Source organism: Streptomyces sp. NPDC087844, assembly GCF_044742785.1.
GTDB lineage: Bacteria > Actinomycetota > Actinomycetes > Streptomycetales > Streptomycetaceae > Streptomyces.
This window is the reverse complement of sequence record NZ_JBIUVD010000001.1, coordinates 500,790-525,049: the sequence shown is the minus strand read 5'-3', so window position 1 is coordinate 525,049 and position 24,260 is coordinate 500,790. Positions and strand designations below refer to the sequence as shown.

Below are 24,260 nucleotides of genomic sequence, written 5' to 3'. Positions count from 1 at the left end.
CGGGAAAGGGGCGCCTGTGGGCGGTAGGGGACAGCGGCGGCACGCTCCGGCCGGAAGCAGGTCGGCGCGGGCGGCGGGTTCGGCGCGGCCGACGAGACTGACGCGGCGGGGCCGGATCGTCGCGTGGACGGCGGGGGTCTTCGCGGTGCTCGTCCTGGGCTCGGCCGGGGTCGGCGCCTGGATATACCAGGACCTGAACGGGAACATCGGGGCCGCCGACATAGACAACAAGCTCGGCGGGGACCGTCCCGTCAATCTCAGTCCCGGCTCGAAGAACATCCTGGTCGTCGGCTCGGACAGCCGTGACGGGGACAACGCGAAGTACGGCAAGGACCTGACCACCATGCAGTCGGACACCCTGATGGTGATGCACGTCCCCGCCAACCGGAAATGGGCGACCGTGGTGTCCTTCCCGCGCGACTCCTGGGTGCGGATATCCGCGTGCGAGAAGGGTGACGACACCACTTCCGCGGCGCACCACGCCAAGATCAACGAGGCGTTCGCGATCGGCGGGAGCACCGGCGAGGTCGCCGGCGCCGCCGCCTGCACCATCAAGACGGTCGAGGCGAACACCGGACTGCGTATCGACCACTTCATGTCCGTCGACTTCCAGGGCTTCAAGGGCATGGTCAACGCCCTGGACGGCATCGAGGTCTGCCCCGAGCAGGCCATCCACGACGAGAAGGCCCACCTGGACCTGGAGGCCGGCTGCCAGACCGTCAAGGACGAGGAGGCGCTCGGCTACGTACGCGCCCGTTACAGCGTCGGCGACGGGTCCGACCTCGGGCGCATCGGCCGCCAGCAGGAGTTCATGGAGGCGCTGACCAAGAAGGCGCAGTCCAAGCTGACCAGCCCGACCTCGCTGTACGACTTCCTGCAGTCGGCCACCAAGTCGCTGACCACGGACAAGGACCTGGCCGGTATCGAGCCGCTGTACGGCCTGGCGTCCGAGGTGAAGGGCATCCCCAGCAAGAATCTGACCTTCCTCACCGTGCCCAACTACCCGCGTGAGGCGGACGTGGCCGCCGACAGGGCCAACGTCGTGTGGCAGTACCCGCAGGCCGACGACCTGTTCACCTCCCTGGCCAAGGACAAGGAGGTTGACAAGAAGGCACTGCAGGCCGCCGCCAAGGACGACCTGATCTACGCGTCCGGTGTCCGGGTCCAGGTCCTCAACGGCACCGGTGTCCCGGGGCGGGCCGCCGTCGTCGCCGCGAAACTGCGCCAGGCCGGGTTCACCGTCGTCGGTACGGGCAACGCCCCGGAGACGACCCGCGCCACCACGGCCACCTATCCGCAGGGGATGGGCGCGCAGGCGAAGGTGCTCGCGTCGCGACTGCCCGACACGCGGGCCGCGCAGAGGGCGGACGCCGCCGCGGGAGTGGTGACCCTCGTCGTGGGAACCGGCCTCGACCCCGAGGGCATTCTGTGACCCTGTCGGAACGGGCGGGTCGGCCGCCCCGCCCGTTCCGATTCCGGCGTCGACGCCCTCGCGGTTCCCGGGGACCGAGGCCGAACGCGCGCCGCGCGAGCGGATCGTGACCGCGCGACGCATGCGAGGTGGCCGCGCTCACAGCCAGGTCGTCGCCAACCAGACGGTCGCCCCGGCGGCGACGAGAAGCGTGATGTTGAGGGCTATCCGACGGTCCCCGAGGTTCAGGTGCACCCTGGTCGCGCCGATCTGCAGGACCACGAACCCGATGGCCGCGGCCAGGGCCAGCCAGGGTGCGGTGCCGGTCAGCGGCGGGAGGATCAGCCCGATCGCGCCCAGGACCTCGATCACGCCGATCGCCCTGACGGCCGGCATCGGCGTGGTGTCCACCCAGGCCATCATCGGGCGCAGCCCCTCACGGCTCCTGACCACCTTCACCCCGCCCCCGTAGAGGTAGACGAGGGCGAGCGGGCCGGCGACGATCCAGTAGGCGAGTTCGAGTGCGTCAGTCATGCCTTGATCACACTGCGGGGGCACCCCGGCTGTCCAAGACCCGTTCCGGCATCTCGATACCGTACGGGTATCGGTCTGGACGTCGGTATGGCTATCGTGGCGCCCATGGAGCTACGCACGCTGCGCTACTTCGTGGCGGTCGCCGAGGAACTCCACTTCGGCCGGGCCGCCACCCGGCTCCACATGAGCCAGCCGCCGCTGAGCCGGGCGATCCAGCGCCTGGAGAGCGAGCTGGGCGCCGCGCTGTTCGACCGGTCCTCCGCCGGGGTCACGCTCACTTCGGCGGGGGCGCTGCTGCTCGACGAGGCGCGCGACCTGCTCGGCCGGGCCGACAGGATCGGCGAACGCGTGGCCGCGGCGGCCGGTGCCGCGATCCTCACCGTCGGCATCCTCGGGGACAGCAGGGACCCGGGCGCGCTCAGGCTGGCCGCCGCCCATCGACGCCTGCACCCGCACGTCGAGGTACGCGTCCGTGAGGCCGACCTCACCGATCCGACCTGCGGACTGCGCGCCGGGTCGGTCGACATCGCCCTGACCCGCGGGCCGTTCGACGAGACCGGTCTGGCCGTGCGTGAACTGCGGGCGGACCCGGTGGGGGCGCTGCTGCGCGCCGACGATCCGCTGGCCTGCCGCGAAAGCCTGAAACTGGCCGACCTGACCGGCCGCCGCTGGTTCCGGTTCCCGGAGGGCACCGACCCGCTCTGGCAGTCGTACTGGAGCGGTGGGGAGCCCCGCGAGGGGCCGGTGGTGCGAGCGGTGCAGGAGTGTCAGCAGGCTGTTCTCTGGAACGGCACGGTCGGTATGACGCTCCTGGACCACGAGCCGGCGCGGGGGCTCACGGTGGTACCGCTGATCGACATGGAGCCGAGCCGCGTGGTCGCGGCCTGGACCCAGGGCGACACGAATCCCGTACTCCGCTCGTTCGTCCGGATCGCGGTCGCCGCCTACGGGTGACGGGTGACGGGTGACGGGTGACGGATGAGGGGTGACGGACGAGGGGTGACGGACGGTGGAGGTCCGTCGGCCGCGCCGGGTAGTCTCCGGCGCATGCGGATCTCCGTCTCCTCGGACATGGACGAACCCGTGGCCCGCGCGCTGGTCGCGGAACTGCGCGAGCGCGGCCACGAGGTGCGGGCGTACGGGGCGTTGCGGCCCGGGGGCGACGCGCGGTGGGCGGTGTGCTCGGAGGCGGCGGCCCGTGATGTCGCCGCCGGGCGGGCGGACCAGGCGGTCGTGTGCTGCTGGACCGGCACGGGCGCGTCGCTCGCCGCGAACAAGGTGACGGGCGTACGGGCCGCGTTGTGCACGGACGCCTACACGGCCCGGGGCGCCCGCCGCTGGAACGACGCCAACGTGCTGGCCCTCGGGCTGCGGCTGACGTCAGGACCGCTGCTCACGGAGATCCTCGACGCCTGGTTCGACGCCGAGCCCAGCACGGACGCCGACGACCGCGAGAACGTGTCACATGTGACAGAAATCGACCGCGGAGGGGCGGCCTCGTAGCCGGGGCAGGACGAACGCCGCCGTTCACAGCACCCGCCGTTCACAGCACCCTGCGGTGCACCAGGGCCGAAAGCACCAGCGCGCCCGGCAGCAGCGGCACCCAGACCGTCAGGACGCGATAACCGACGACGGTCGCCGCCGCGATGCCCACGGGGGCGCCGAACGCGACCATGGTGAACACCAGCGCCGCGTCCACGGGCCCGATCCCGCCGGGCGCGGGGACGGCCCCGACCGCCGTACTGGCCAGGAGCAGCGCGAGGACCACCTGGGTCCAGGACAGCGGGAGCCCGAGCGAGAAACCGACCGTGGCGATCACGCTCCCCTGCAGCAGCGGGGTCGCCGCCGACCCGCCCCAGAGGGCGATGATCCGGGCGGGCCGCCGGTGCAACAGCCGTACGTCGGTCAGGGCGGTGCGTACGCAGTCCAGGGCCGGGCGGCGCAGCGGACGTACGGTCGTCACGAGCAGCGCGGCCGTGCCGAACCCGGCGGCGACGGAGCCGGCGACCAGGACCATGGTCCGTTCGTCCGGAACCAGTTCACCGAGGTGGAGCAGGTCAGGGTGGACCACCATGAAGACCAGCAGCACCATCGTCTTGGCGATCGGTCTGACCAGGGAGTACAGGGCGAGCGAGGCGGTGGCGCGCGACAGCGGTATGCCGCGGCCCTGGAGGAAGCGCAGGGTGACGGCGTGGGCGCCGATGCTCGCCGGGAGCAGATGGTTCGCGGCACCGGCGGCGAACTGTGACGCGAGCAGCGGTCCCGGCGGCAGCCGGTCCACGATGGCGCCCTGGCGCACGCACGCGGCGGCCACCCAGCCCAGGCAGGTGAACAGGACGGCGGCCAGCAGCCACCAGGGGTCGGCGGCGGCCAGCCGGGCGGTTCCGTCGCGGACGGTCCGCCAGTCGGCCGCCGCCCAAGCCGCGATCAGCAGCAGCGGGAGCAAGGCCAGCGCCCAGCGGACCGGGCGCCCGACCGAGGGAAGGCGGGAGGGAGCCGGATCGGGGGAGGGATCCGGGGAGAGGGGCGGAGAAGGGGCGGGCGTGGGGAGCGCCCGGGGGACGGATTCGAGCGGGAGCGAGGACACGGCGCACGTCGTCCTTCCGCGTCATACCCGCGCGGCGCGGGCGGACGGTCACGGCGAGGCAGGAGGGGGACGGCCGAAACATGCCCACCCGGTGTGACGCCATGGTGTCCGCAAGCCGACGGGGCGTGGACGGCCCGCCGTCGCGCACGGCTCCGGCTCCTTTGTTGTGCCCACGCCCACCAGGTCTCAAGCGCACCCGGTGCCGGGCCCACTTGCCGCCGGGCCCGCCGGTTCTCAGGCCAGGCTGCCGGGCAGCCCGCTTCCGTTGCTCCGGGCCGAGGTCGCTATCAACTGGTCGATCAGCGCGATCAGCACGTCCCGGCACGAGTCCCGGTCCCGGGCGTCGCACAGCAGCACGTGCGCGTTCTCCGGCAGCGCCAAGGACTCCCGGATCTCCTCCGGCGAGTACGGGTGCTCGCCATGGAAGCCGTTGACGCCGACGACGAACTGGATGCCGCGCCGCTCGAAGAAGTCGATGGCGGCGAAGCTGGACTCCGGGCGGCGGACGTCGACCAGCACCACGGCCCCCAGGGCGCCGATGGCCAGGTCGTTCCACATGAACCAGAACCGCTGCTGGCCGGGCGTGCCGAAGAGATACAGCACGAGTTCCTGGCTGAGCGTGATCCGCCCGAAGTCCAGGGCCACCGTGGTCGCGTGCTTCTCCGGGATGCCGCCCAGGTCGTCGACGCCCAGGCCGGCCGCGGTGAGCGGCTCCTCGGTGCGCAGCGGCACGATCTCGCTGACCGAGCCGACCATGGTGGTCTTGCCCACGCCGAACCCGCCGGCGATCAGGATCTTCACCGTGTCGGGTGCTGAGGTCCCCTGGATGACGGGGTCAGAGCCGGCCAAGGCCGTCCCTCACTTTCTGCAGCAGGTCCAAGTCCGAGGTACGGGAGATCTCACGCGGTGCCCGAGCGGTGATCCGCCCCGCCTCCAGCAGATCGCAGAGCATGATGCAGACCACGCTCACCGGCAGATCGAGCTGGGCGGCGAGCTCCGCCACCACGACCGGCTTCGCGCACAGCCGCAGGATCCGAGCGTGCTCGGGCTGTGGCCGCGCGGCCCGGGCGGGCGGCGGATCCACCGTGGTGACCGACGTGATGAGTGTGAAGTCGGCGCGGCTGGGCCGGGTGCGCCCGCCGGTCAGCGCGAACGGCCGGACGAGACGGCCCGCCGAGTCGCCTCCGTTCACCTCACTCGCCGGAGTCGGTGGCGACGCCGGCTCGCGGTGCCGCGCTGAGGTGCTCGCCGATCTTCTTCACCAGCATGTTCATCTGGTACGCGACCACTCCGACGTCCGCGCCCCGGCTGGTGAGCACGGCCAGATGGGCACCGGGTCCCGCCGTGGTGAGGATCAGATAGCTGTTGGCCATCTCGATGAGCGCCTGCCGTACGGGCCCGCCGCGGAAGTCCATGCTGACGCCCTTGCTGAGGCTCATCAGGCCGGACGCGGTCGCCGCCAGCCGCTCGGCGTCGTCCCGCAGGAACCCCGTGGACCTGCTGACGACCAGTCCGTCCTCGGAGAGCACGACGGCTTGGTTCACCTCGGCGACCCGGTCCACCAGTCCGGTGAGCAGCTGGTCGAGCTGACTGTGCGTGGCAGGGATGGGGCGTGTCATTTCTCTGTCCTTCATGAGCGGTCAGCGGGCGGAGTCGAGGTGACGGAAGCGCCTTCGGGCGGGGCTTCCTCCCCTTGGTCGTACGACGGATCCGCGTCGTTGTCACGCGCCTGGAGTGTTCCGCGCTGGAATCCGGCAAGGGAGGAGGCCGCGCGTTCCGCGGTGAAGTCGTCGGTGGAGCCGTCGAAGGAGGTGTCGGCCTCGTCGGCCGCGGAGTCCTCACGCAACTCGGCGGCCAGGCTGGTTTGCGGCACCCGGCGCGGCAGCGCCTTGAGGCCGTCGCGCGCCTTGAGGCCGCCCGGCTCGGAACGGCCCGCACGGGCATGGTCCGCATCAGCATGGCCCGCGTCGGAACGGCCCGCGTCGGAAGGGGGTCTGACGGTGCCGGTCCGTGCCGCGGGCACCTCGGCGGTCCGCGCGTGGGCGGGCTGCGCCTCCCATGTGCGTTCGCGCGTGGCGCCGGCCTTCTCGGCGTCCTCGGTGCCCCGCGCGAACGTGCTCTTCGCGGCGACGGCGGGCCGGGCCGGTTCCCCGGCGGGCCCGCGCGCCTCGTCGGCTCCCCGTGCGCCCCCGTCGGCGGACTCCGGGGACTCGCGCACCACGATCTCGTACGGGATCAGCACGATCGCGGTGGTGCCCCCGTACGGCGAGGGGCGCAGCGTGACGGTGATGCCGTGCCGGTTGGCGAGCCGGGCGATCACGAACATGCCGAGCCGCAGGTCGTCGGCGAGGGCCACCACGTCGAACTGCGGGGGCACCGCCAACTGGGCGTTGAACGACGCGTAGTCGTCCTCGGACATGCCGAGCCCGCGGTCCTCGATCTCCACCGCGAGGCCCTTGGCCACCAGTCCGGCCCGTACCCCGACGGGGCTGGGCGCGGGGGAGTACGTGGTCGCGTTGTCGATGAGCTCGGCGAGCAGGTGGATGACGTCGGCCACCGCGGGCGGGGCGAGGAACACCTCCTCGTCGGTCTGCACCTCCACGCGCTGGTACTCGGCGACCTCGCCGACCGAGCTGCGCAGGATGTCGATCAGGGCGACCGGCTCGGTCCAGCTGCGGCCGGGCCGCTCACCGCTGATGATGACCAGGTTCTCCTCGTAGCGCCGCAACTGGCTGGCCGTGGAGTCGAGCTCGTACAGGCCCTTGAGGATTTCCGGGTCCTGGTGCTGGCGTTCCAGCGCGTCGAGCTTGGTGAGCTGGAGGTTGACCAGGTTCTGGCTCTGGCGGGCGATGCCCAGGATGACCTTCTGGAAGCCGCGCCGGGTGTCGGCGAGTTCCACCGCCGTGTTGACCGCCGTGCGCTGGGCGGTGTTGAACGCCTGTGCCACCTGGCCGAGTTCGTCGTGCCCGTAGTCCAGCTCGGGCGTCGCGGACTCCACGTCGACCGTCTCGCCGCGGTCGAGCCGCGCCACCACGTCGGGCAGCCGCTCCTCGGCCAGGCCGAGGGTCGCGATCCGCAGTCCGCGCAACCGCCGGGACAGGGAGCGGGTGATGCGCCAGGACATGAAGACGCACACCAGCAGGGCGACGAGTCCGGCGGCGCTCAGCGCGGCGGCCTTGATCAGCAGCGCCTCGGCCTGGTCGTCGCTGCGTTCCAGCAGTGCCGACGTCTCCTGCTGGATCAGGGTGGAGTACTGCAGCCTGAGCTTGTCGTACGCCGAGTTCCAGCGCTTCTCCGCGTCGGGGAGGTCGATCGTGCCGCCGTCGCCGCCCTTCGCGCGCGCCGCGAGCACCTGCTCCTCGACGGTTTCCAGGGACTTCCAGTCCGAGCCCTGCAGGATCCGCTCGGTCTGTGTCTTGACCGAGCCGCGCAGCGACGGGACGAGCTGGTCCTCGACGAGGAAGCGCCGGGCGTTGACCAACTGGGTGAAGTGGCTCCACGACTCGTCGTCGAGCCTGCCCGCCGGCCACACCAGGTGGAGCTGGGCGTCCTCCTGGGAGACCAGTTCCGCCGAGTGTTCGAGGGCGACGAGCGGGCCCGCCTGCGAGGTGAGTTCGCCGTCGTCGACCTGCGAGATCTCCTGGAACGCGTGGATCTGGTCGTCGATGATCGAGGTGTACTGGTCCAGCGCCTGCTCGGGGGTGATGTCGGTGGGGTTGTCCACCTGCCCCCGGTAGTACTCCAGGCTGCTCACCGACGCGATGACCGAGTACATCCGGTCGCGGATGCGGGTGGGTGCCTCCCGGATCCGGTCGGACTGGCCGACCAGCGTCGCGATGGCCTTGTCGGTACGTCCCCGCTGCGCGTCCAGGGCGCTGCGGGAGCCGTCGGGCGAGGCCAGCAGCACGGCCGACAGGCTGCGTTCCTTCTGCAGCGCCAGCGTCGCGTCGGTGCCCATGGCCCCGGTCGACCGGCTGAGCCCGGTCTGGTCCCGCAGCCGCAGGCCCTCGGAGAACATCTGGATCGTCGTCACACCCCACATGGCGGCGAGGGTGACGCTGGGAACCAGGGCCAGCAGGATCAGCGAGAGACGTATGGAGCCGAGACGGCGGCGGGCGCCTGTCCGTGGAGACATCGTCGTCCTAGAGCGATCAGCGGTGAGCAGGTGTCAGTCGCGGGGGAGTCGGGCGGTGGCGGGGGTGTCGGATCGTCGTCAGGGCAGGGGACGGACGCGCCGGGTGAGCGCGTGTCCTGTACACACAGGGGGTCCGCAGGATGCTATCCGTACAAGTGACCGTACGCACCGTGAGTACCCCAAACCTTGTCATCGCCGTTATAAGGCGATCTCCGTCCGGGCAGCCCCGTCAGGTGTTCAGCGGGTCCCGTTGGCCGCGTACTCGGCCACCGAGGCGACGTTCTGCTTGGTGACGAACGCCGGTCCGGTCAGCACGGGTTCCTCCCCGCCGCCGCTGACGTTGCCATTGGTCTCGTACAGCCAGAAGGCGTCCACGGCGAGATACCCCTGCAGGTAGGGCTGCTGGTCCACGGCGAACTGCACGTCCCCGCTCTGCACGGACTTGACGATGTCGTTGTTGAGGTCGAAGGTGGCGATCTTCGCCTTGCTGTCGGCCTCCTTCACCGACTTCACGGCCGCGAGGGCGAACTGGGCGCCGTTCATCACGACTTCGTCGATGGTCGGGTCCTGGCGCAGCGAGGCGGCGACGGACTCGATCAGAGCGTCCTCGTCGGTGCCGTCCACGTAGACCAGGTCGGTACGGCCGCCGAAGGTCTTCTTCACGCCGGCGCAGCGGGCCTCCACGGCCACGTTGCCGCGCTCGTGGATGACGCACAGGGCGTGCTTGGCGCGCAGCGAGTCCAGCTTGTCGCCGACGGCCCGGCCCGCGACGCTCTCGTCCTGGCCGAAGTACTGCAGCAGACCGCCCGGCTTCCAGGCGTCGATACCGGAGTTGAGGCCGACCACCGGGATGCCCGCCGCCCTGGCCGCGGCGACCGCGCCCTTCATCGCCTCCGGCTTGGCGAGGGTCACCGCGATGCCGTCGACCTTGTCGGCGACCGCCTCGCGCACCAGCTTCGCCTGTCCGGCGGCGTCGGGGTCGCTCTGGTACGCCAGGTCGATGCCGTCCTTGGCGGCGGCGGCCTCGGCGCCCTTGCGCACCCGCTCCCAGAACGCGTCGTCCGGGGCGCTGTGGGTGATCAGGGCGACCTTGATCCCGGAGCCGCCCGCCTTGCCCGCCGTGGTGGCGTCCGAGTCGGTCCCGTCCGAGCCGGTGCAGCCGGACGCGAGCAGGGAGACGGCGGCGCAGGCGGCGAGGGCGGCGGTGCCGCGCGCGGATCTGGCGGATCTGCTGGAAAGGGGGCGGGAGGGGGTGTGGGTCATGGGGGAACAGCACCTCGCTGTGCGGCCGACAAGCGGATGGGGGCGGCAAGTCGCGGTGACGGGCGGCGGGAGGAGGGTGCCGACTGTCCGACTTTCGCTGGCCGGAGCCAACCGTGTGTGACGCCCGGTCGTCAAGTGAGTGACCGCATGGCCGGAGTTGTGTGCTTTTGATTTGAGGCAGGGATGAGCCTGAAGCCCCGAAGGGACGCCCCCGAAGGGGCGCGGGGAACTGCGCGGCCCACCCCCACCGGCCCGCGGATGTCGTAGGACGGTCCGCAGGCCGGTTCCGCACCGGATCAGCCCCGGCTGCGCGCCGAATGCGCACCTGCGCACCTGCGCACCTGCTCACAGCGGCAGCGTCACCCCTTGCGGGCGATCGCCCCGTACATCGCGATGTCCTCGTCCCGGACACCCTCCTCGCCCGTCCCGTCCGGATGCCACTTGTGCACCTGGACGATCCCGGGCTCGACCAGCTCAAGGCCGTCGAAGAACTCCTCGGCCTCACCCATCGTCCGCAGCCGCATCGGCATGCCGCGCGCCGCGTACTCACGGGCGACCCGGCCGACCTCGTCCGGCGCGAACTCGGCCGTGCCGATGGTCATCGCCAGATAGCTGCCCGAGGGCAGGGAGTCCAGGAGGCGGCGGACGATACCGACCGCGTCGTCCTCGTCCAGGACGAAGTGGACGATCGCGATGACGGTCAGCGCGACCGGCTTGTCCAGGTCCAGGGTCTCCAGGAACTCCGCGGAGCCCAGCACGGCCTCCGGGTGCTGGAAGTCGGCCTCGATGTACGCCGTCCTGCCCTCGGGAGTGCTGGCGAGCAGCCCCTGGGACAGGGTGAGGACGATGGGGTCGTTGTCGACGTAGACCACCCGGGACTCGGGGGCCACCGACTGGGCGATTTCATGGAGGTTCGGGGAGGTGGGGATGCCCGTCCCGATGTCCAGGAACTGGCGTATCCCCGCGCTCTCGGCGAGCCAGCGCACCGCGCGGTTCATCCAGTCGCGGTTGGCGCGCATGTGCACGGGCATGGCGGGCCACCCCCGCACCATGGCGTCACTCGCCTCCTTGTCGGCGGGGTAGTAGTCCTTGCCTCCGAGGATGTAGTCGTAGATGCGAGCCGAGTGCGCGCTCTCGGTGTCGATCCGGTCGGCAGGCCATCCGTCGTTGTCGGGCAACGCCGATCTCCCATCATGTCGTCGGTTCACGGTGAACGCTCAAGCAGCAGCAGGAGTTTCGGAACAGCGGTCGGAGTGTCAGAGCAGGAAGTCGGCGCGGCCGGCCTTCACGCCCGCCAGGAAACTCGTCATCTCACGCGGAGTGAAGACCAGCGCGGGACCGTCGGGGTCGGTGGACTGGCGCAGCGCGACCCGGCCGTCGCCGAGCTTCTTCGCCTCGACACAGGCGCCGCCCACGTCGTCGCTCCACGGCTTGTACCAGCCGCGGTTGCCGAGTTCGCGGGACGGGACGCCGTTGCGTATGTGGTGGTGCACGTCAGAGCTCCTTGCGGATCGCACCGAGGAGAGCCTCGGTCTTTCTGGCGGGCGCCGACTGGGCGCCCAGCCGGTCCAGAGCCTCGCGGTAGACCACGACGTCGTCGTCCTTGTCCAGGTACACAGCGCCCACCAGGCCGCTGAGATAGACGATGTCGGGCAGCTCGCGCGCCCGGAACCGGAAGAGATGGAACGCGCCGGCCCGCATGGCCGGGTGCGGGCCGTTGGCGAACGGCATGATCTGCAGCGTCACGTGGGGAAGCGAGTTGACCTCGATCAGATGGTCGATCTGGGCCCGCATCACCTCGGGACCGCCGACCGGCCACCGCAGCACCGTCTCGTCCATCACGATCCACACACGCGGCGGCGAGGGCCTGGTGAGCAGTTCCTGGCGCCGCATGCGCAGGGCCACGCGGCGGTCCGTCGCCTCCACCGAGGCGTGCGGGTTGCCGGCGCTCAGCAGGGCGCGCGCGTACTCCTCGGTCTGCAGCAGCCCGTGCACGAACTGCGCCTCGTACGCGCGGATCTGCAGCGCCGCCTGCTCCAGGCTCAGATACGCGGAGAACCAGTCGGGCAGTACATCGCGGTAGGTGTGCCACCAGCCGCGCTTGTTCGCCTCACGGACCGACTTGAGGAAGGTGTCGATCTCCTGCTGGTCGCTCACGCCGTAGATCTGGAGCAGTTTCTCCGCGTCGGGGAGCCGCAGCCGGGCCACCTTGGCGGCCTCCATGCGGCGGATCGTGGAGTGGCTGACCCCGATCGCCGCACCGGCCTGCTCGAACGTCAGCCCGGCCCGGTTGCGCAGTTCCTCCAACTGTCTGCCGAGGATCATGCGCAGGACGGAGGGCGCGCCACCCCAGTCGGTCTCCGCGGTCACGCCTTACCCCCTCACAGCGGGCTTCGAGGTCGCAGTCTGTCACGATCACCCGTTCGACAGAGGAAGCATGCACCCGCTGAATTGCAATTTTCAACTTGCCGGTTGCGAGCTGATGTTGGCAGGTGTCACAGTAGGGCGTACCGTCACGGCCCGGTGAACGACCTGACGACGCGGCCCAGTTGGGGGAGAACGGCCCGCGCACCGTCACTGTCCGCAACGGGGTGTGCGCACCCCGCGGCGCAGCGGATCCGTGGGGTACCGGCACCGGTCTGACCTCCGGTGCGAAGGCAGACGAAAGGCGAACGGCGATGGCTCCGCCCTCTCTCCCCAAGCCATTGGGCCGACTGCCCGCGGACGAACGCAGCAACAGGACATCCGCCGGGACATCCGCCGGGACTTCCGACAGAACACCCGACAGGTCAGGCGTGTTCGGCCTGCCCCCCACCCCCGCCTCAGTGGGCCTGGCCCGCCGGAACGTGACCGAACTGCTCACCGCGTGGGGCACGGATCCCGAGGCATGTGACAACGCTGTCCTGGTGACCTCCGAGCTGGTCACCAACGCGCTCACGCACACGGCGAGCGAGCGGATCGTGTGCAGACTGCGCTCCGACGGACAGCGGATCCATCTGGAGGTCGAGGACCAGAACCGCGGTCTGTCGATCCCCGCCCAGCGCACCGCCCGACTCGACGACCAGGGCGGCCGCGGACTCATGCTGGTCGGCATGCTCAGCAGCGACTGGGGCACGCGGGACACCGCGCACGGCTCCGGACGCGTGGTCTGGGCCGTCCTGCCTGCGCGTCCTGCGACGGTCCCCCCGCCGTCCCCGCCCTCCCCCCTGCCGCCGGACATACGGGCACACGCCTCCTCCGGCCTCGTGTCCGCCCCGCATCTCACCCGGCCCGCCCCCCACTCGGCCGAAGGATCCCTGCCTCATGGAACCGCAGCACGCCCCTGAACCCTGGTCGCGTACGACCGTGACATCCCCGTCCGAGCGCCCGATCCGCCTGGTCATACCCGCACAGTTGCGCACCGGTCTGGGGTGTGACGTGGTGGGCACGTCCAGGGAACACGGCGAACGCATCCTGGACTGTCTGCCCCGTATCGGTTGTGTCTTCGCCGACGACCGCGGCGACGGCTTCGCGGACGGCGAGCGCTGGTGGTGGGTGGTTCCCGCCGGGTCCCACATCGGCGTCAGCTGGCCGCCCTCCGTCACCTACACGGTCGGCGCCCGCCGGGCCGACCCCTCGTGGACCCGGGCCCGCCGCGGCCGCTCCTCCTCGAAACCCCGGCTGATCCACAGCCCGGCGGGCGACTCGCCCTACACCCCGCCGATCCCCCTGTACTTCCTCGCGTGCCGTCTGGCCGGGCGCGTCCCGAGCTGGTCCCTCGGCGCGGGGTCCTGAGCCGTCCGCGACCGCCTCTCTCCGGCGCCGGCGTACGCGGGCCCGCCGCCGCGTCCCCCATCGCCCCCAGCCCGACGCCGTCGGCCGACCCGCACCCGGCCCGTGGGCCGCGCAACGCCCCACGGGCCGGGTGCGGGGGCGGAGCTAGGGGCGCGGCCAGGGACGCTCGTCCAGGTTCTCGATGTCCGTGTTGAACCGCTTGAGATTCGCGGCGAAGACCGCGACCTCCTCCGGGTCCCACCCGGCCAGCACCTTCTCCAGCCCCTGAACGCTCTCCCGGCGGTGTGTGTCGAGCCGGCGCTCGCCCTCCGCGGTGATACGGAACTTGCGGGCGATGCCGCCTTCGGGGTCCGCGATGCGTTCGACGAGGTTGCCGCGCAGCATGGCCGCGGTCTGCCGGTTGAGCGTGGAGGCGTCCAGGCCGAAGGCGTCACTGAGCTGGCCGATGGACATCGGGCCCTCCATGCGGATGCGGCTGAGGACGATGTACGCGCTGCGTTCGAGGCGACCGCCGGCCCGGGGAGAGTTCAGATAGAGGTGCCGCCCGAGCAGCATCGTCTCGAACTCGATCAAGTGCGTGGGCTTGTCCATGTCGGTCACCGGTCCTTCCCCGGAGCTGGCTCTCGCCCCCGGCCTTGCGTCCGGTCCCGCGGCCAGGGGCATCAGACATGACATCAAATATGCATCCGGCACGTCTTGTGCATGATGCATGTCATCCGCTGCCCCATGGGTCGGCGCCCCGGCCTGGCGGCGGCCCGTGACCGGTGCCATCCGCCGACGACGACCTGGTGGACGACTGCTGGTCGCAACGGGACCGCCCGAACGAGCCGGCCGACGTTCGGGCGCTCCCGTTGGACACGTTCAACCGGCCCGACGTGACGCTGGTCGACACGGCCGACCACGGTGGCGTCGAGCGCAGCACCGAGAACGCCGTGGTGGTCGGCGGTACCGAGTGCGAGGTCGACCGCGTCATCTTCGCAACCGGCTTCGCGACCGGCTTCGCGACCGGCTGCCCGACCACCTCTTCCAGCTCGGCCCGCTGCGGAACGCCGGCGCCGCCGCCATGCCGTCGTCGGCCGCCACGCGGCGGGCCTGCGCGGCGGACATGACGAACACGGTGGACCGCACCTCGTACTCGCCGCCCAGCGAGGACTCCCGGCGGCTCTGTCAGTGGCATCGGCGATACTTCATCGAACCCTTCCAGTTGGCACGAGACGTCGGTCGAGTGCGGGGGAGAGCCGACCGTTCCAGGGGGAGTACCGTGCCGCAGTCCCAGCCGCCCGACCCGGCAGCCACACCGTCGTGGCGGCTGCTCCTCGCCTACGTACGCCCGTACCGCTGGACGCTGTTGCTCGGCGCCGTGCTGTCGCTGCTGACCGGGGCCGCCGGGCTCGCGCTGCCGCTGGTGGCCAGGTCGCTGATCGACGACCTGGGGCACGACCGGGCCGTCACCGGCGCGCTGCTGGCCATGTCGGGGCTCGTCGTCGCCAACGCCGCGATCGGCGCGCTGGGTTCGTACGTGCTGCGGTACACCGCCGAGTCCGTCGTGCTCGGAGCCCGGCGGGGGCTCGTCTCGCATCTGCTGCGGTTGCGGATATCCGCCGTCGACAGGAGTGAGCCCGGGGACCTGATGGCCCGGATCACGTCGGACACCACCCTGCTGCGGGAGGTCACCACCGACTCGCTGGTGGGGTTCGGCACGGGCGGACTCACCCTGCTCGCCACGCTGGTGATGATGGGGTTCGTCGACCCGGTGCTGACGGGCGTCACCCTGGGTGTGGTGGTGGGCGCGGGCACGGTGATCGGCGTGATCGTGCCGCGCATCAACCGGGCCAGCCGGCGGGCCCAGGACGCGGTCGGGGCGATGGGCGCCTCGCTGGAGCGGACCCTGGGCGCGCTGCGGACCATCAAGGCGTCCGGCGCCGAGCACCGCGAGGAGCGGATCGTGCACGCGGCGGCCGAGGAGTCCTGGCGGCAGAGCGTCCGGGCCGCCAAGTGGGCGGCGCTGGCGGGGAACACGGCCGGACTCTCGATGCAGATCGCGTTCATCACCGTCCTCGCCGTGGGCGGCGCGCGGGTGGCGACCGGGGCCGTCGACATCGGCACCCTCGTCGCCTTCCTGCTGTACGTCTTCTTCCTGATGTCGCCGATCCAGCAGGTCGTAGGAGCGGTCGCCCAGTACCAGACGGGCTCGGCCGCCCTGGCCCGCATCGAGGAGGCGCGCCGGCTGCCCGCCGAACCGGCCACCGCGCCCGCGCCCCTGCCCGGCCCCGGCGCCGAACCGGCCTCCATAGCCTTCCAAGACGTCCGCTTCCGGTACGCCGAGGACCTGCCGTACGTCCACCACGGCGTGACCTTCGCCGTACCCCCGAGCGGCATGACCGCCTTCGTGGGACCCTCGGGCGCCGGCAAGACCACCGTGTTCTCGCTCATCGAGCGGTTCTACGACCCCGACGAGGGGACCATCGCGCTGGACGGCCGCGACCTCACCGACTGGGACGTCTCCGGGCTCCGGTCGGCCATCGGCTACGTCGAGCAGGACGCGCCCGTCCTCTCCGGCAGCCTCCGCGACAACCTCCTGCTCGGCAACCCCGACGCCGACGAGGAGGAACTGCTCCGCGCGCTCAGGACGACCCGGCTCGACACCCTCGTCGCGAAGCTGCCGAAGGGCGTGGACACGCTCGTCGGCCACCGCGGTACCAAGCTCTCCGGCGGTGAGCGCCAGCGCGTCGCCATCGCCCGCGCCCTGCTGCGACGGCCCCGGCTGCTGCTTCTCGACGAGGCCACCAGTCAGCTCGACGCCGTCAACGAGGCCGCGTTGCGCGACACGGTCGCCGAGGTCGCCCGGACCACCACGGTCCTGGTCGTCGCCCACCGGCTGTCCACCGTCACCATGGCCGACCGCATCGTCGTCATGGACGCCGGGCAGGTACGGGCCGTGGGCACCCACCGCGAACTCGTCGCGGGCGACCCGCTGTACGCCGAACTCGCCGCCACGCAGTTCCTCGCGGCCGAGGACGACGCCCGTGCGCCACAGAACGTCTGAGGCGTCACCGGCACACAGGGGCGCGGGGGCGCGGGGGCGCGGGGACACGGGGGCACAGGCTCACGGGGCCACAGTGAGCACGACCTTGCCCCGGACATGACGACGACTCGTGGTGCAGTCGATGAGGAACGACGCGTGCGCGCCCGATGTCACCGCGACGACCTGCGCTCCCTTCCACCTGGCCGGCTGCACCGCGAAGTGCCCCACGCCGCCCGCGGCGCCGTTGACGAGCACCGTGGTGCCGACACCGAGTGCCGTCGGACGACGGCGGGCGGCGGGCGGCGACGTCACGGAGGGCAGACCCTAGGGGCGGGCCAGGGGTGCCCGGGGGAGGGTCGAGGGTTTTCCCCGTATCGGAGGGCGGGGATGCCGCCTATCGTCGTTCGAGCCACGTCCGAACCGTGGGTAACACCTTGAACGGTCACCGCGCACCGCCGGTGGACGGCTGACCGGGAACCGAGGACCACCCCCCACAGGGTGGGGCCGAAAGGCCCCACGGGGGCGGCCGACGCGAGCGGGCGCCGGCCGCCCCCGCCTTTCGTCGGGCGGCCGGATACTTTCGGCGGCGCCTTTTCTCCGGTCGCGGGATGGTGCAACCGACGCCTCGCGGGACAGGATGCCCGGATGAAGGGTGATCTGTTTTCCAACGAGTACATGGTGCAGCCGGCCGCCACCGCGGGCATGAGCGTGCAGAACGCCAAGTCGATCAGATACGCCGTCAACGGCGAGATGCTGGCCCGGCAGGGCGCGATGATCGCCTATCGCGGCAGTCTGCAGTTCGAGCGCAAGGGCCAGGGTGTCGGCGGCATGCTCAAGCGAGCGGTCACCGGCGAGGGCCTGCCGCTCATGGCGGTGCGCGGGCAGGGGGAGGCGTGGTTCGCGCACGAGGCGCAGAACTGCTTCATCATCGACATCGACCCCGGTGACGTCTTCACCGTCAACGGCCGCAACATCCTGTGCTTCGACGCCTCGTTGCAGTACGAGATCAAGACGGTGAAGGGCGCGGGCATCTCCGGCGGCGGACTGTTCAACAGCGTCTTCACCGGGCAGGGCAGGCTCGGTCTGGTCTGCGAGGGCAATCCGCTGGTCATCCCGGTCTCACCGCAGTGGCCGGTGTACGTCGACACGGACGCGGTCGTCGGCTGGACGGCCAACCTCCAGACCTCGCTGCACCGTTCGCAGTCCATCGGCTCGATGATCCGCGGCGGCTCGGGCGAGGCGGTGCAGTTGATGCTGCAGGGGGAGGGATTCGTCGTCGTACGGCCGAGCGAGGCCACACCGCAGAAGGCCCAACAGCACTGATACGGCCCCGTGGTGGGCCTTTCTCATGGCGGTCGGGCCTTCCGCGTCCGTCCCCTCCGCCCCGTCCTCGGCCTCCCTAGGGCTCCAGCCGTCCGTTCGTCCGTCGGCGCCACAGAATCGCGGCGGTGCCGGCGGCGAGCAGCGCGGCGGTGCCCGCGACGGCGGGCAGGAGCAGGTCGGAGCCGGTCGAGGCGAGCGACCCGTCGCCGGTGGTGCCGAGCGAGCCACCGCTCACCGAGCCACCGGCCGTGCCCGGCACGCCACTCGTGTCACCGCTGTCGACCGTGCCGCCCGCGCTGCTCCCGTCGTCGGCGGGACCGTCGACGGGAACCGTGGTCCCCGAGTCGGTCGGGTCGGGCGGTCCGGAACTCGGGTCCGGGGCCGGGTCCGTACCGCCGGGTGTCGGATCGGGCGACGGTGACGGGGACTCGGGGTCCGTCGGTGTCGGTGTCGGTGTCGGGGAGGGGGCCGGTGGCACCGGGGCTTTGAACACCGTGAGCGAGGCATCCGAGGGACTCGCGACGAACACCGCGTCGCCGCCCGGTGCCACCGCCACGGAAGAGGTTCCCAACTGGCCGTTGACGCCGGGCAGTTCGGCACCCAGATCGAGATCCTTGAGCGTCGCCGTGTCGTACACCGCGAGCCGCCCGACGCCGTCCCCCTCCTCCGGCGGGTTGCCCCAGTCCTGCCACACCGCGAACGCCCGGTCGGAGCGCGGGTCCACGGTGACATCGGCGACGGTGTCACCCGGTCGCGCGTCGAAGGAGGCGGCCAGTTCCCCGGAGGCGATGTCGTACGCCTCCAGTACGGTGCCGCGCCCTGCCCACAGCACCCCGCGGCCGGTGTCCCACTCCAGGAAGGACACCGCGGCTCCGGTGCCGAGCGCGATCTCCTTGCCGTCCGGCGCGAAGTCGGCCGAACCGACCCTGCGCAGCACGCCGTTGGTTTTGTCCGTCACCCAGATCTGCCCGGCCGCGGTGTCCACGGCGAGCGGGCCGCCGGTGGCCGGCAGGGTGAGGGAGCGCTCCACGGTCACCGACGTCTGGCCGACAGCGACCTCCTCCAGTCTCGTCCCACGTACGACCACGACCGTGCCGGCTTTCGCACCGGACCTGGCCTGCGTGATCGACGTACCGGTGAGCCAGCCCCCGCTGCCCGCCGCGTCCGAGTCCTTGGCGGCCGCGATCCCGCGCAGCCCGACCAGGTAGTGCACTCCGTCGCCCGGCAGCGGCCCGGCGAGCCGTTTGCCCGGCAGTTGGGCGGGCGCGCCCGTACTGCCGGGGGACGTCTTCACCCAGCTCAGTACGTTCCCGGAGGCCGGGTCGACGGCGTAGACGCCGGCCAGGCTGCCGTCCGGCGTACCGGCGACGGTGTCGGAGCCGACGTACAGCTTGCCCGACTCGGGGTGCAGCAGCAGGTCGAGCGGTTTGCCGACGGTCGTGAGACGGGCCGTCTGCTCGTACCCCTCGGCGGCCGGCGGTTCGTCGGCGCCGGCGGTGGGCGTGCCGGCCGCGACGACGGAGAGGACCACCGCCGTGACGCCGGCCAGGGCGCCCGCCGCCCGGGGGCGGAGCAGATCGCTCCGCCCCCGGGTTCTGAAGGGCGCGGTCACGAGAAGGTGACCGGGAGGTAGACGTCGTACGAGCGGTTGCTGCTGCCGGTGTGGTCGGCGCGCGTCACGATGGCGCAGTCGACGTCCGTGCCGCAGACTTTCCCGGCGGCGATGTTCGGGTTCACGTGCACACTCACGCCGAACGAGCCGCCGGAGCCGTAGACGGAGCTGTTGGCGACCGTGCCGCCGCCGAGGTTGGACACCCAGTGGGAAGCGCCCGTCGTGCCGGACTGGTCGGCGCCGCCCAGGCAGGGGGTCGGCCGGGAGGTGTACGTCGACGGGTTCCCCGGCTCGACGCCCTCGGGGATCACACACAGGCCGACGTAGACGCCCTGGAGCGTGTTGTAGCCGCTGCCGGAGACGGTGATGTTCTGCCCGGCGGCCGAGAGGCTGTCGGGGGCCGTCAGCGACAGGTTGTACGTCGTGCCGCTCACCGTCACGGACCGCGTCGCGGTGGCGGCCGACGCGGAGGTGGCGAGCCCGACCGTCAGCGCGACGGCGGTGGCTCCGACGGCGGCGATACGGGCAGCACGGGAGAAAGGTGTGGGGCTTCGCCCCCAGGCCTCCGTTGTCCCCAGACGCCGGACGGGTCGAAGGCGTTTCAGCCCGTCCGGCGTTTGAGGACCGGGGGTTCGGGGCCGGGCCCCGAGTGAGCCCCCACCCCTTCCCAGGCAGGACCCCGTTCACTCATCCGTTCACGCGATGGTGCGATCATCCACCCCCGCACGGATGCCTGCGGACAACCCCGGGTAGGCCCCGCCCCATGACGCAGCCGTTCGAACTTCCCCACTTCTACACGCCGTACCCCGCACGGCTGAATCCGCATGTCGACGAGGCCCGCACCCACACCACCGAATGGGCCCGCGGCATGGGCATGCTGGAGGGCTCCGGCATCTGGGAGCGGGCCGACCTCGACGCCCACGACTACGGACTGCTGTGCGCGTACACGCATCCCGAATGCGACGGGCCCGCCCTCTCGCTCATCACCGACTGGTATGTGTGGGTCTTCTTCTTCGACGACCACTTCCTGGAGACCTTCAAGCGCAGCCAGGACCGCGCGGGCGGCAAGGCCTACCTGGACCGCCTGCCGCTCTTCATGCCGCTCGACCTCGCGACCGCCGTGCCCGAGCCGCGGAACCCGGTCGAGGCCGGCCTCGCCGACCTGTGGGCCCGTACGGTCCCCTCGATGTCCATGGGGTGGCGCAGGCGGTTCGCCGAGTCCACCGAGCATCTGCTCAACGAGTCGATGTGGGAGCTGTCCAACATCAACGAAGGGCGGATCGCGAACCCTGTCGAGTACATCGAGATGCGCCGCAAGGTGGGCGGCGCCCCGTGGTCGGCGGGGCTCGTGGAGTACGCGACCGCGGAGGTTCCCGACCGGGTCGCCGGCTCACGGCCGATGCGCGTGCTGATGGAGACCTTCTCCGACGCGGTCCACCTGCGCAACGACCTCTTCTCGTACCAGCGGGAGGTCGAGGAGGAGGGCGAGCTGAGCAACGGCGTGCTCGTCCTGGAGACGTTCTTCGGGTGTACGACGCAGCAGGCCGCCGACACCGTCAACGACGTCCTCTCCTCACGCCTGTACCAGTTCGACCACACGGCGCTCACCGAAGTGCCCGCGCTGGCCCTGGAGAAGGGCCTCACACCGGGCGAGGTCGGTGCCGTCGCCGCGTACACGCGGGGACTGCAGGACTGGCAGTCGGGCGGCCACGAGTGGCACATGCGATCGAGCCGGTACATGAACGAGGGGGCTCTGGAGTCCTCCCCGCTGAAGGGCCTCACCGGCCCCGGCACCTCCGCCGCCGACATCGGGGCGCTGCTCGCCGCGGCGGGCGCCGAGCGGCTGCGGGCGTACACGCATGTGCCGTTCCAGAAGGTGGGCCCCTCGCGACTCCCCGACTTCTACATGCCGTTCGAGGTCCGGCTCAACGCCGACCTGGAAGGGGCCCGGCGGCGCATCGCCCCGTGGGCGCACAGCATGGGCATCCTTCAGGAGGGCGTCTGGGACGAGGACAAGCTCGCCGCCTACGACCTGCCGCTGTGTTCGGCGGGTCTCGATCCGGACGGCACCCCCGAGGCGCTGGACCTCAGCGCGCAGTGGCTCGTGTGGGGGACGTACGGCGACGACTACTACCCGATGGTGTTCGGGAACCGCAGGGATCTGGCCGCCGCGAAACTGTGCACGGCGCGGCTGTCCGCCTGTATGCCCGTGGAGGGCGAGGAGATCCCGCCCCCGGCCAACGCCATGGAGCGCGGCCTCGCCGACCTCTGGCGGCGTACGACGGCCACGATGACGCCGGACGCGCGCCGCACCATGCGGGCCTCGGTGGAGGTCATGACGGAGAGCTGGGTGTGGGAGCTGTCCAACCAGCTGCAGAACCGCATCCCCGACCCCGTCGACTACCTGGAGATGCGCCGCGCCACCTTCGGCTCCGACCTCACCAAGAGCCTGTGCCGGCTGGGCCACGGCCCCGCGGTACCGCCGGAGGTCTACCGCAGCGGCCCCGTCCGGGCACTGGAGAACGCGGCGATCGACTACGGGATGCTCATCAACGACGTCTTCTCGTACCAGAAGGAGATCGAGTACGAGGGCGAGGTGCACAACCTCATCCTCGTCGTGCAGAACTTCTTCGGCTGCGACTACCCGAAGGCGCTCGGCGTCGTCCACGACCTCATGACCCAGCGCATGCGGCAGTTCGAGCATGTCGCCGCCCACGAGTTCCCCGTCCTGTACGAGGACTTCGACCTGTCCGACGAGGCCCGCGCGATCATGGAGGGCTATGTCGTGGAGCTGCAGAACTGGATGGCCGGCATCCTGAAGTGGCACTACGACTGCCGCCGTTACGGAGCCGCCGACCTGGCACGCCGCGCCCACGGCTTCGTGCCGGGGCAGCTCCCGGAGCTGCCGTTCGGCAGTGTCTGGCGGACGGCCACGGCCACGGCCACGGCCACGGCCACGGCCTCCTGAGCCGGGCGACGACTCACGACCCTGTTGGTCAGCCCGTTCTTCGGGACACTCCTCGTGCTGTCGGGGTGGGGGTCGGCATCGTGCACTTGGTCGCCCGTCGGGTCCCGTCCAGGTGCAGGTCGCTGATGTGCGCCAGCACGAGCACGGTTCCTCCGCCTCGCTGAAGGGCCACCACAACTAATGGCCCGTTGCCATCCAAACATTGGATTCGATGGTCGAGCAACGGGCTTACAACCTTTACGTGTGGTTTGCGGGACGGATGGGGACCGTGCTGTCCCGGGCCGGTGTGCGGCGGTGTGCGGCGCAGGCCGGAGCAGATCTCCCCCGACCGGCTCGCGTCACCCCCGCTGTCCGGGCAGGATGCTGCCCGTGGCCCCTTTCGACCCGCGCCCCACCCCGCACCCCACTCCGCACCCCACTCCGGGGACCGACCCACGGAGGACCGGATGACCGGCACACCCGCGCCCTTCACCGCCGACGACTACCGGGCCCGGATGGAACGCGCCGCACGGGCCGCCGTCGAGGCGGGGCTCGCCGGAGTGCTCGTCGCGCCCGGACCCGATCTCGTCTGGCTCACCGGCTACGCGCCGCCCGCGGCCACCGAGCGGCTCACCCTGCTGGTACTCGCCGCCGGGCAGGACCCCGTGCTCGTCGTGCCCACGCTGGAGGCCCCGGACGCCGAGAGGGCCGTGGGCGCTCCCGCCCTGAAACTGCGCGACTGGACCGACGGCAAGGACCCGTACACCACCACGGCCCCGCTCCTTGACGCCTCGGGCCGGTACGGCGTCAGCGACAACGCCTGGGCGCTGCACCTGCTGGGCCTCCAGAGAGAGTTGCCCGGCACTTCGTACGCCTCCCTCAGCGAGGCACTGCCGATGCTCCGGGCCGTCAAGGACAGTACCGAACTGGAGCGGCTGGCGGCCGCGGGCGCCGCCGCCGACCACACGTACGAGGAGATCCTGAAGGTCGCCTTCGCCGGCCGCCGCGAGTCGGACGTCGCGGGCGACCTCGCCGATCTGCTGCGGCACTTCGGGCACGAGCAGGTGGACTTCACGGTCGTCGGGTCGGGGCCGAACGGCGCCAACCCGCACCACGAGGCCGGCTCCCGTGTCATCGGGCACGGCGACACGGTCGTCCTCGACTTCGGCGGACTGAAGCACGGCTACGGCTCGGACACCTCCCGCACGGTGCACGTCGGCGAGCCGGGCGCCGAGGAGCAGCGGGTGCACGACATCGTCCGCGCCGCCCAGCAGGCCGCGTTCGAGGCCGTGCGGCCCGGTGCGGCCTGCCAGGACGTCGACCGGGTCGCCCGCGCCCACATCACCGAGGCCGGGTACGGCGACCGCTTCATCCATCGCACCGGGCACGGCATCGGCGTCACCACCCACGAACCGCCGTACATGATCGAGGGCGAGCAACAGCCCCTCGTGCCCGGGATGTGCTTCTCCGTGGAGCCCGGCATCTATCTGCCGGGCCGCTTCGGAGTACGCATCGAGGACATCGTGACGGTCACCGAGGACGGCGGACGCCGCCTCAACGACACCCCCCGGGAGATGGCCGTCGTGAACTGACCACGCTCGGCGGGCGCCGGACAGCGGCTCCCGCGCCCCGGACTCCCCAACGGCGGA

The 24,260-nt window shown here is 71.4% G+C and carries 23 protein-coding genes and 1 pseudogene; 10 read left to right on the top strand and 14 right to left on the bottom strand.

Going from position 1 to position 24,260, the window contains the following annotated elements; translation table 11 throughout:
• The first annotated feature begins 16 nt into the window (after positions 1-16).
• Positions 17-1,432, top strand: a complete 1,416-nt coding sequence (locus ACIOKD_RS02115; protein ID WP_402076861.1) for an LCP family protein — start codon at positions 17-19, stop codon at positions 1,430-1,432.
• Between the two features lie 138 nt (positions 1,433-1,570).
• On the opposite strand, the gene ACIOKD_RS02110 is transcribed toward ACIOKD_RS02115, so the two are convergent.
• Positions 1,571-1,945, bottom strand: a complete 375-nt coding sequence (locus ACIOKD_RS02110; protein ID WP_402076858.1) for a DoxX family protein — start codon at positions 1,943-1,945, stop codon at positions 1,571-1,573.
• A gap of 105 nt (positions 1,946-2,050) precedes the next feature.
• Here ACIOKD_RS02110 and ACIOKD_RS02105 point away from each other — a divergent pair, with 105 nt between their 5' ends.
• Together ACIOKD_RS02105 and ACIOKD_RS02100 are read left to right on the top strand one after the other, a co-directional pair.
• Positions 2,051-2,899, top strand: coding sequence for a LysR family transcriptional regulator (locus tag ACIOKD_RS02105; protein ID WP_402076855.1), 849 nt, complete (start codon positions 2,051-2,053; stop codon positions 2,897-2,899).
• A gap of 93 nt (positions 2,900-2,992) precedes the next feature.
• Positions 2,993-3,448 carry an RpiB/LacA/LacB family sugar-phosphate isomerase gene (locus ACIOKD_RS02100; protein WP_402076852.1) on the top strand — a complete coding sequence of 152 codons (456 nt, stop codon included), beginning with the start codon at positions 2,993-2,995 and terminating at the stop codon, positions 3,446-3,448.
• A 40-nt stretch (positions 3,449-3,488) separates the two neighbouring features.
• Here ACIOKD_RS02100 and ACIOKD_RS02095 read toward each other — a convergent pair whose 3' ends face one another.
• The 9 genes from ACIOKD_RS02095 to ACIOKD_RS02055 all read right to left on the bottom strand — a co-directional run bounded on the left by ACIOKD_RS02095 (position 3,489) and on the right by ACIOKD_RS02055 (position 12,300).
• On the bottom strand, positions 3,489-4,532 hold the full coding sequence (locus tag ACIOKD_RS02095; protein WP_402076850.1) for a YbhN family protein: 1,044 nt from the start codon (positions 4,530-4,532) through the stop codon (positions 3,489-3,491).
• Positions 4,533-4,766: 234 nt separating this feature from the next.
• Complete coding sequence (locus ACIOKD_RS02090) at positions 4,767-5,381, bottom strand: GTP-binding protein (RefSeq protein WP_402076847.1); 615 nt, start codon at positions 5,379-5,381, stop codon at positions 4,767-4,769.
• Complete coding sequence (locus ACIOKD_RS02085) at positions 5,368-5,724, bottom strand: DUF742 domain-containing protein (protein WP_402076845.1); 357 nt, start codon at positions 5,722-5,724, stop codon at positions 5,368-5,370. The genes ACIOKD_RS02090 and ACIOKD_RS02085 overlap by 14 nt, the downstream gene beginning before the upstream one ends.
• A gap of 1 nt (position 5,725) precedes the next feature.
• The gene (locus ACIOKD_RS02080) at positions 5,726-6,151 is read right to left on the bottom strand and encodes a roadblock/LC7 domain-containing protein (RefSeq protein WP_402076843.1); all 426 of its coding nucleotides are present in this window, start codon (positions 6,149-6,151) and stop codon (positions 5,726-5,728) included.
• Positions 6,152-6,162: 11 nt separating this feature from the next.
• The gene (locus ACIOKD_RS02075; protein ID WP_402076840.1) at positions 6,163-8,667 is read right to left on the bottom strand and encodes a nitrate- and nitrite sensing domain-containing protein; all 2,505 of its coding nucleotides are present in this window, start codon (positions 8,665-8,667) and stop codon (positions 6,163-6,165) included.
• Between the two features lie 237 nt (positions 8,668-8,904).
• Entirely contained in the window at positions 8,905-9,930 is a 1,026-nt protein-coding gene (locus tag ACIOKD_RS02070; RefSeq protein ID WP_402076838.1) for a substrate-binding domain-containing protein, read from the bottom strand.
• Positions 9,931-10,289: 359 nt separating this feature from the next.
• A complete protein-coding gene (locus ACIOKD_RS02065; RefSeq protein WP_402076835.1) occupies positions 10,290-11,108 on the bottom strand; it encodes an SAM-dependent methyltransferase in 819 nt (272 codons plus the stop codon).
• Positions 11,109-11,186: 78 nt separating this feature from the next.
• Positions 11,187-11,423 (bottom strand): DUF397 domain-containing protein, encoded by a 237-nt coding sequence (locus ACIOKD_RS02060; RefSeq protein ID WP_402076833.1) that lies wholly within the window; start codon positions 11,421-11,423, stop codon positions 11,187-11,189.
• Between the two features lies 1 nt (position 11,424).
• Positions 11,425-12,300: a helix-turn-helix domain-containing protein gene (locus ACIOKD_RS02055; RefSeq protein WP_402076830.1), complete on the bottom strand. Its 876-nt coding sequence runs from the start codon at positions 12,298-12,300 to the stop codon at positions 11,425-11,427.
• Positions 12,301-12,725: 425 nt separating this feature from the next.
• On the opposite strand from ACIOKD_RS02055, the gene ACIOKD_RS02050 reads away from it, so the two are divergent.
• Positions 12,726-13,256 carry an ATP-binding protein gene (locus tag ACIOKD_RS02050; protein WP_402076828.1) on the top strand — a complete coding sequence of 177 codons (531 nt, stop codon included), beginning with the start codon at positions 12,726-12,728 and terminating at the stop codon, positions 13,254-13,256.
• On the top strand, positions 13,234-13,704 hold the full coding sequence (locus ACIOKD_RS02045; protein WP_402076825.1) for a hypothetical protein: 471 nt from the start codon (positions 13,234-13,236) through the stop codon (positions 13,702-13,704). Before ACIOKD_RS02050 ends, ACIOKD_RS02045 begins: the two co-directional genes overlap by 23 nt.
• A 144-nt stretch (positions 13,705-13,848) precedes the next feature.
• Here the strand turns inward: ACIOKD_RS02045 and ACIOKD_RS02040 are convergent, their stop codons facing one another.
• Complete coding sequence (locus ACIOKD_RS02040) at positions 13,849-14,295, bottom strand: MarR family winged helix-turn-helix transcriptional regulator (RefSeq protein WP_402076823.1); 447 nt, start codon at positions 14,293-14,295, stop codon at positions 13,849-13,851.
• Between the two features lie 173 nt (positions 14,296-14,468).
• On the opposite strand from ACIOKD_RS02040, the gene ACIOKD_RS02035 reads away from it, so the two are divergent.
• On the top strand, positions 14,469-14,813 hold the full coding sequence (locus ACIOKD_RS02035; protein WP_402077718.1) for a hypothetical protein: 345 nt from the start codon (positions 14,469-14,471) through the stop codon (positions 14,811-14,813).
• 152 nt (positions 14,814-14,965) lie between these two features.
• A complete protein-coding gene (locus tag ACIOKD_RS02030) occupies positions 14,966-16,750 on the top strand; it encodes an ABC transporter ATP-binding protein (protein ID WP_402076821.1) in 1,785 nt (594 codons plus the stop codon).
• Positions 16,751-16,852: 102 nt separating this feature from the next.
• Here the strand turns inward: ACIOKD_RS02030 and ACIOKD_RS02025 are convergent.
• Positions 16,853-17,026, bottom strand: a pseudogene (locus ACIOKD_RS02025) (NADP-dependent oxidoreductase); the annotation flags it as partial.
• 348 nt (positions 17,027-17,374) lie between these two features.
• Here ACIOKD_RS02025 and ACIOKD_RS02020 point away from each other — a divergent pair.
• On the top strand, positions 17,375-18,052 hold the full coding sequence (locus tag ACIOKD_RS02020; protein WP_402076818.1) for an AIM24 family protein: 678 nt from the start codon (positions 17,375-17,377) through the stop codon (positions 18,050-18,052).
• 76 nt (positions 18,053-18,128) lie between these two features.
• Here ACIOKD_RS02020 and ACIOKD_RS02015 read toward each other — a convergent pair whose 3' ends face one another.
• Positions 18,129-19,664 carry a hypothetical protein gene (locus ACIOKD_RS02015; RefSeq protein ID WP_402076815.1) on the bottom strand — a complete coding sequence of 512 codons (1,536 nt, stop codon included), beginning with the start codon at positions 19,662-19,664 and terminating at the stop codon, positions 18,129-18,131.
• On the bottom strand, positions 19,661-20,242 hold the full coding sequence (locus tag ACIOKD_RS02010) for a hypothetical protein (protein WP_402077677.1): 582 nt from the start codon (positions 20,240-20,242) through the stop codon (positions 19,661-19,663). The genes ACIOKD_RS02015 and ACIOKD_RS02010 overlap by 4 nt, the downstream gene beginning before the upstream one ends.
• A gap of 185 nt (positions 20,243-20,427) precedes the next feature.
• Here ACIOKD_RS02010 and cyc2 point away from each other — a divergent pair, with 185 nt between their 5' ends.
• Positions 20,428-22,632: a germacradienol/geosmin synthase Cyc2 gene (gene cyc2 / locus ACIOKD_RS02005; RefSeq protein WP_402076813.1), complete on the top strand. Its 2,205-nt coding sequence runs from the start codon at positions 20,428-20,430 to the stop codon at positions 22,630-22,632.
• A gap of 446 nt (positions 22,633-23,078) precedes the next feature.
• On the top strand, positions 23,079-24,203 hold the full coding sequence (locus tag ACIOKD_RS02000) for an aminopeptidase P family protein (protein WP_402076810.1): 1,125 nt from the start codon (positions 23,079-23,081) through the stop codon (positions 24,201-24,203).
• Positions 24,204-24,260: the final 57 nt, after the last annotated feature.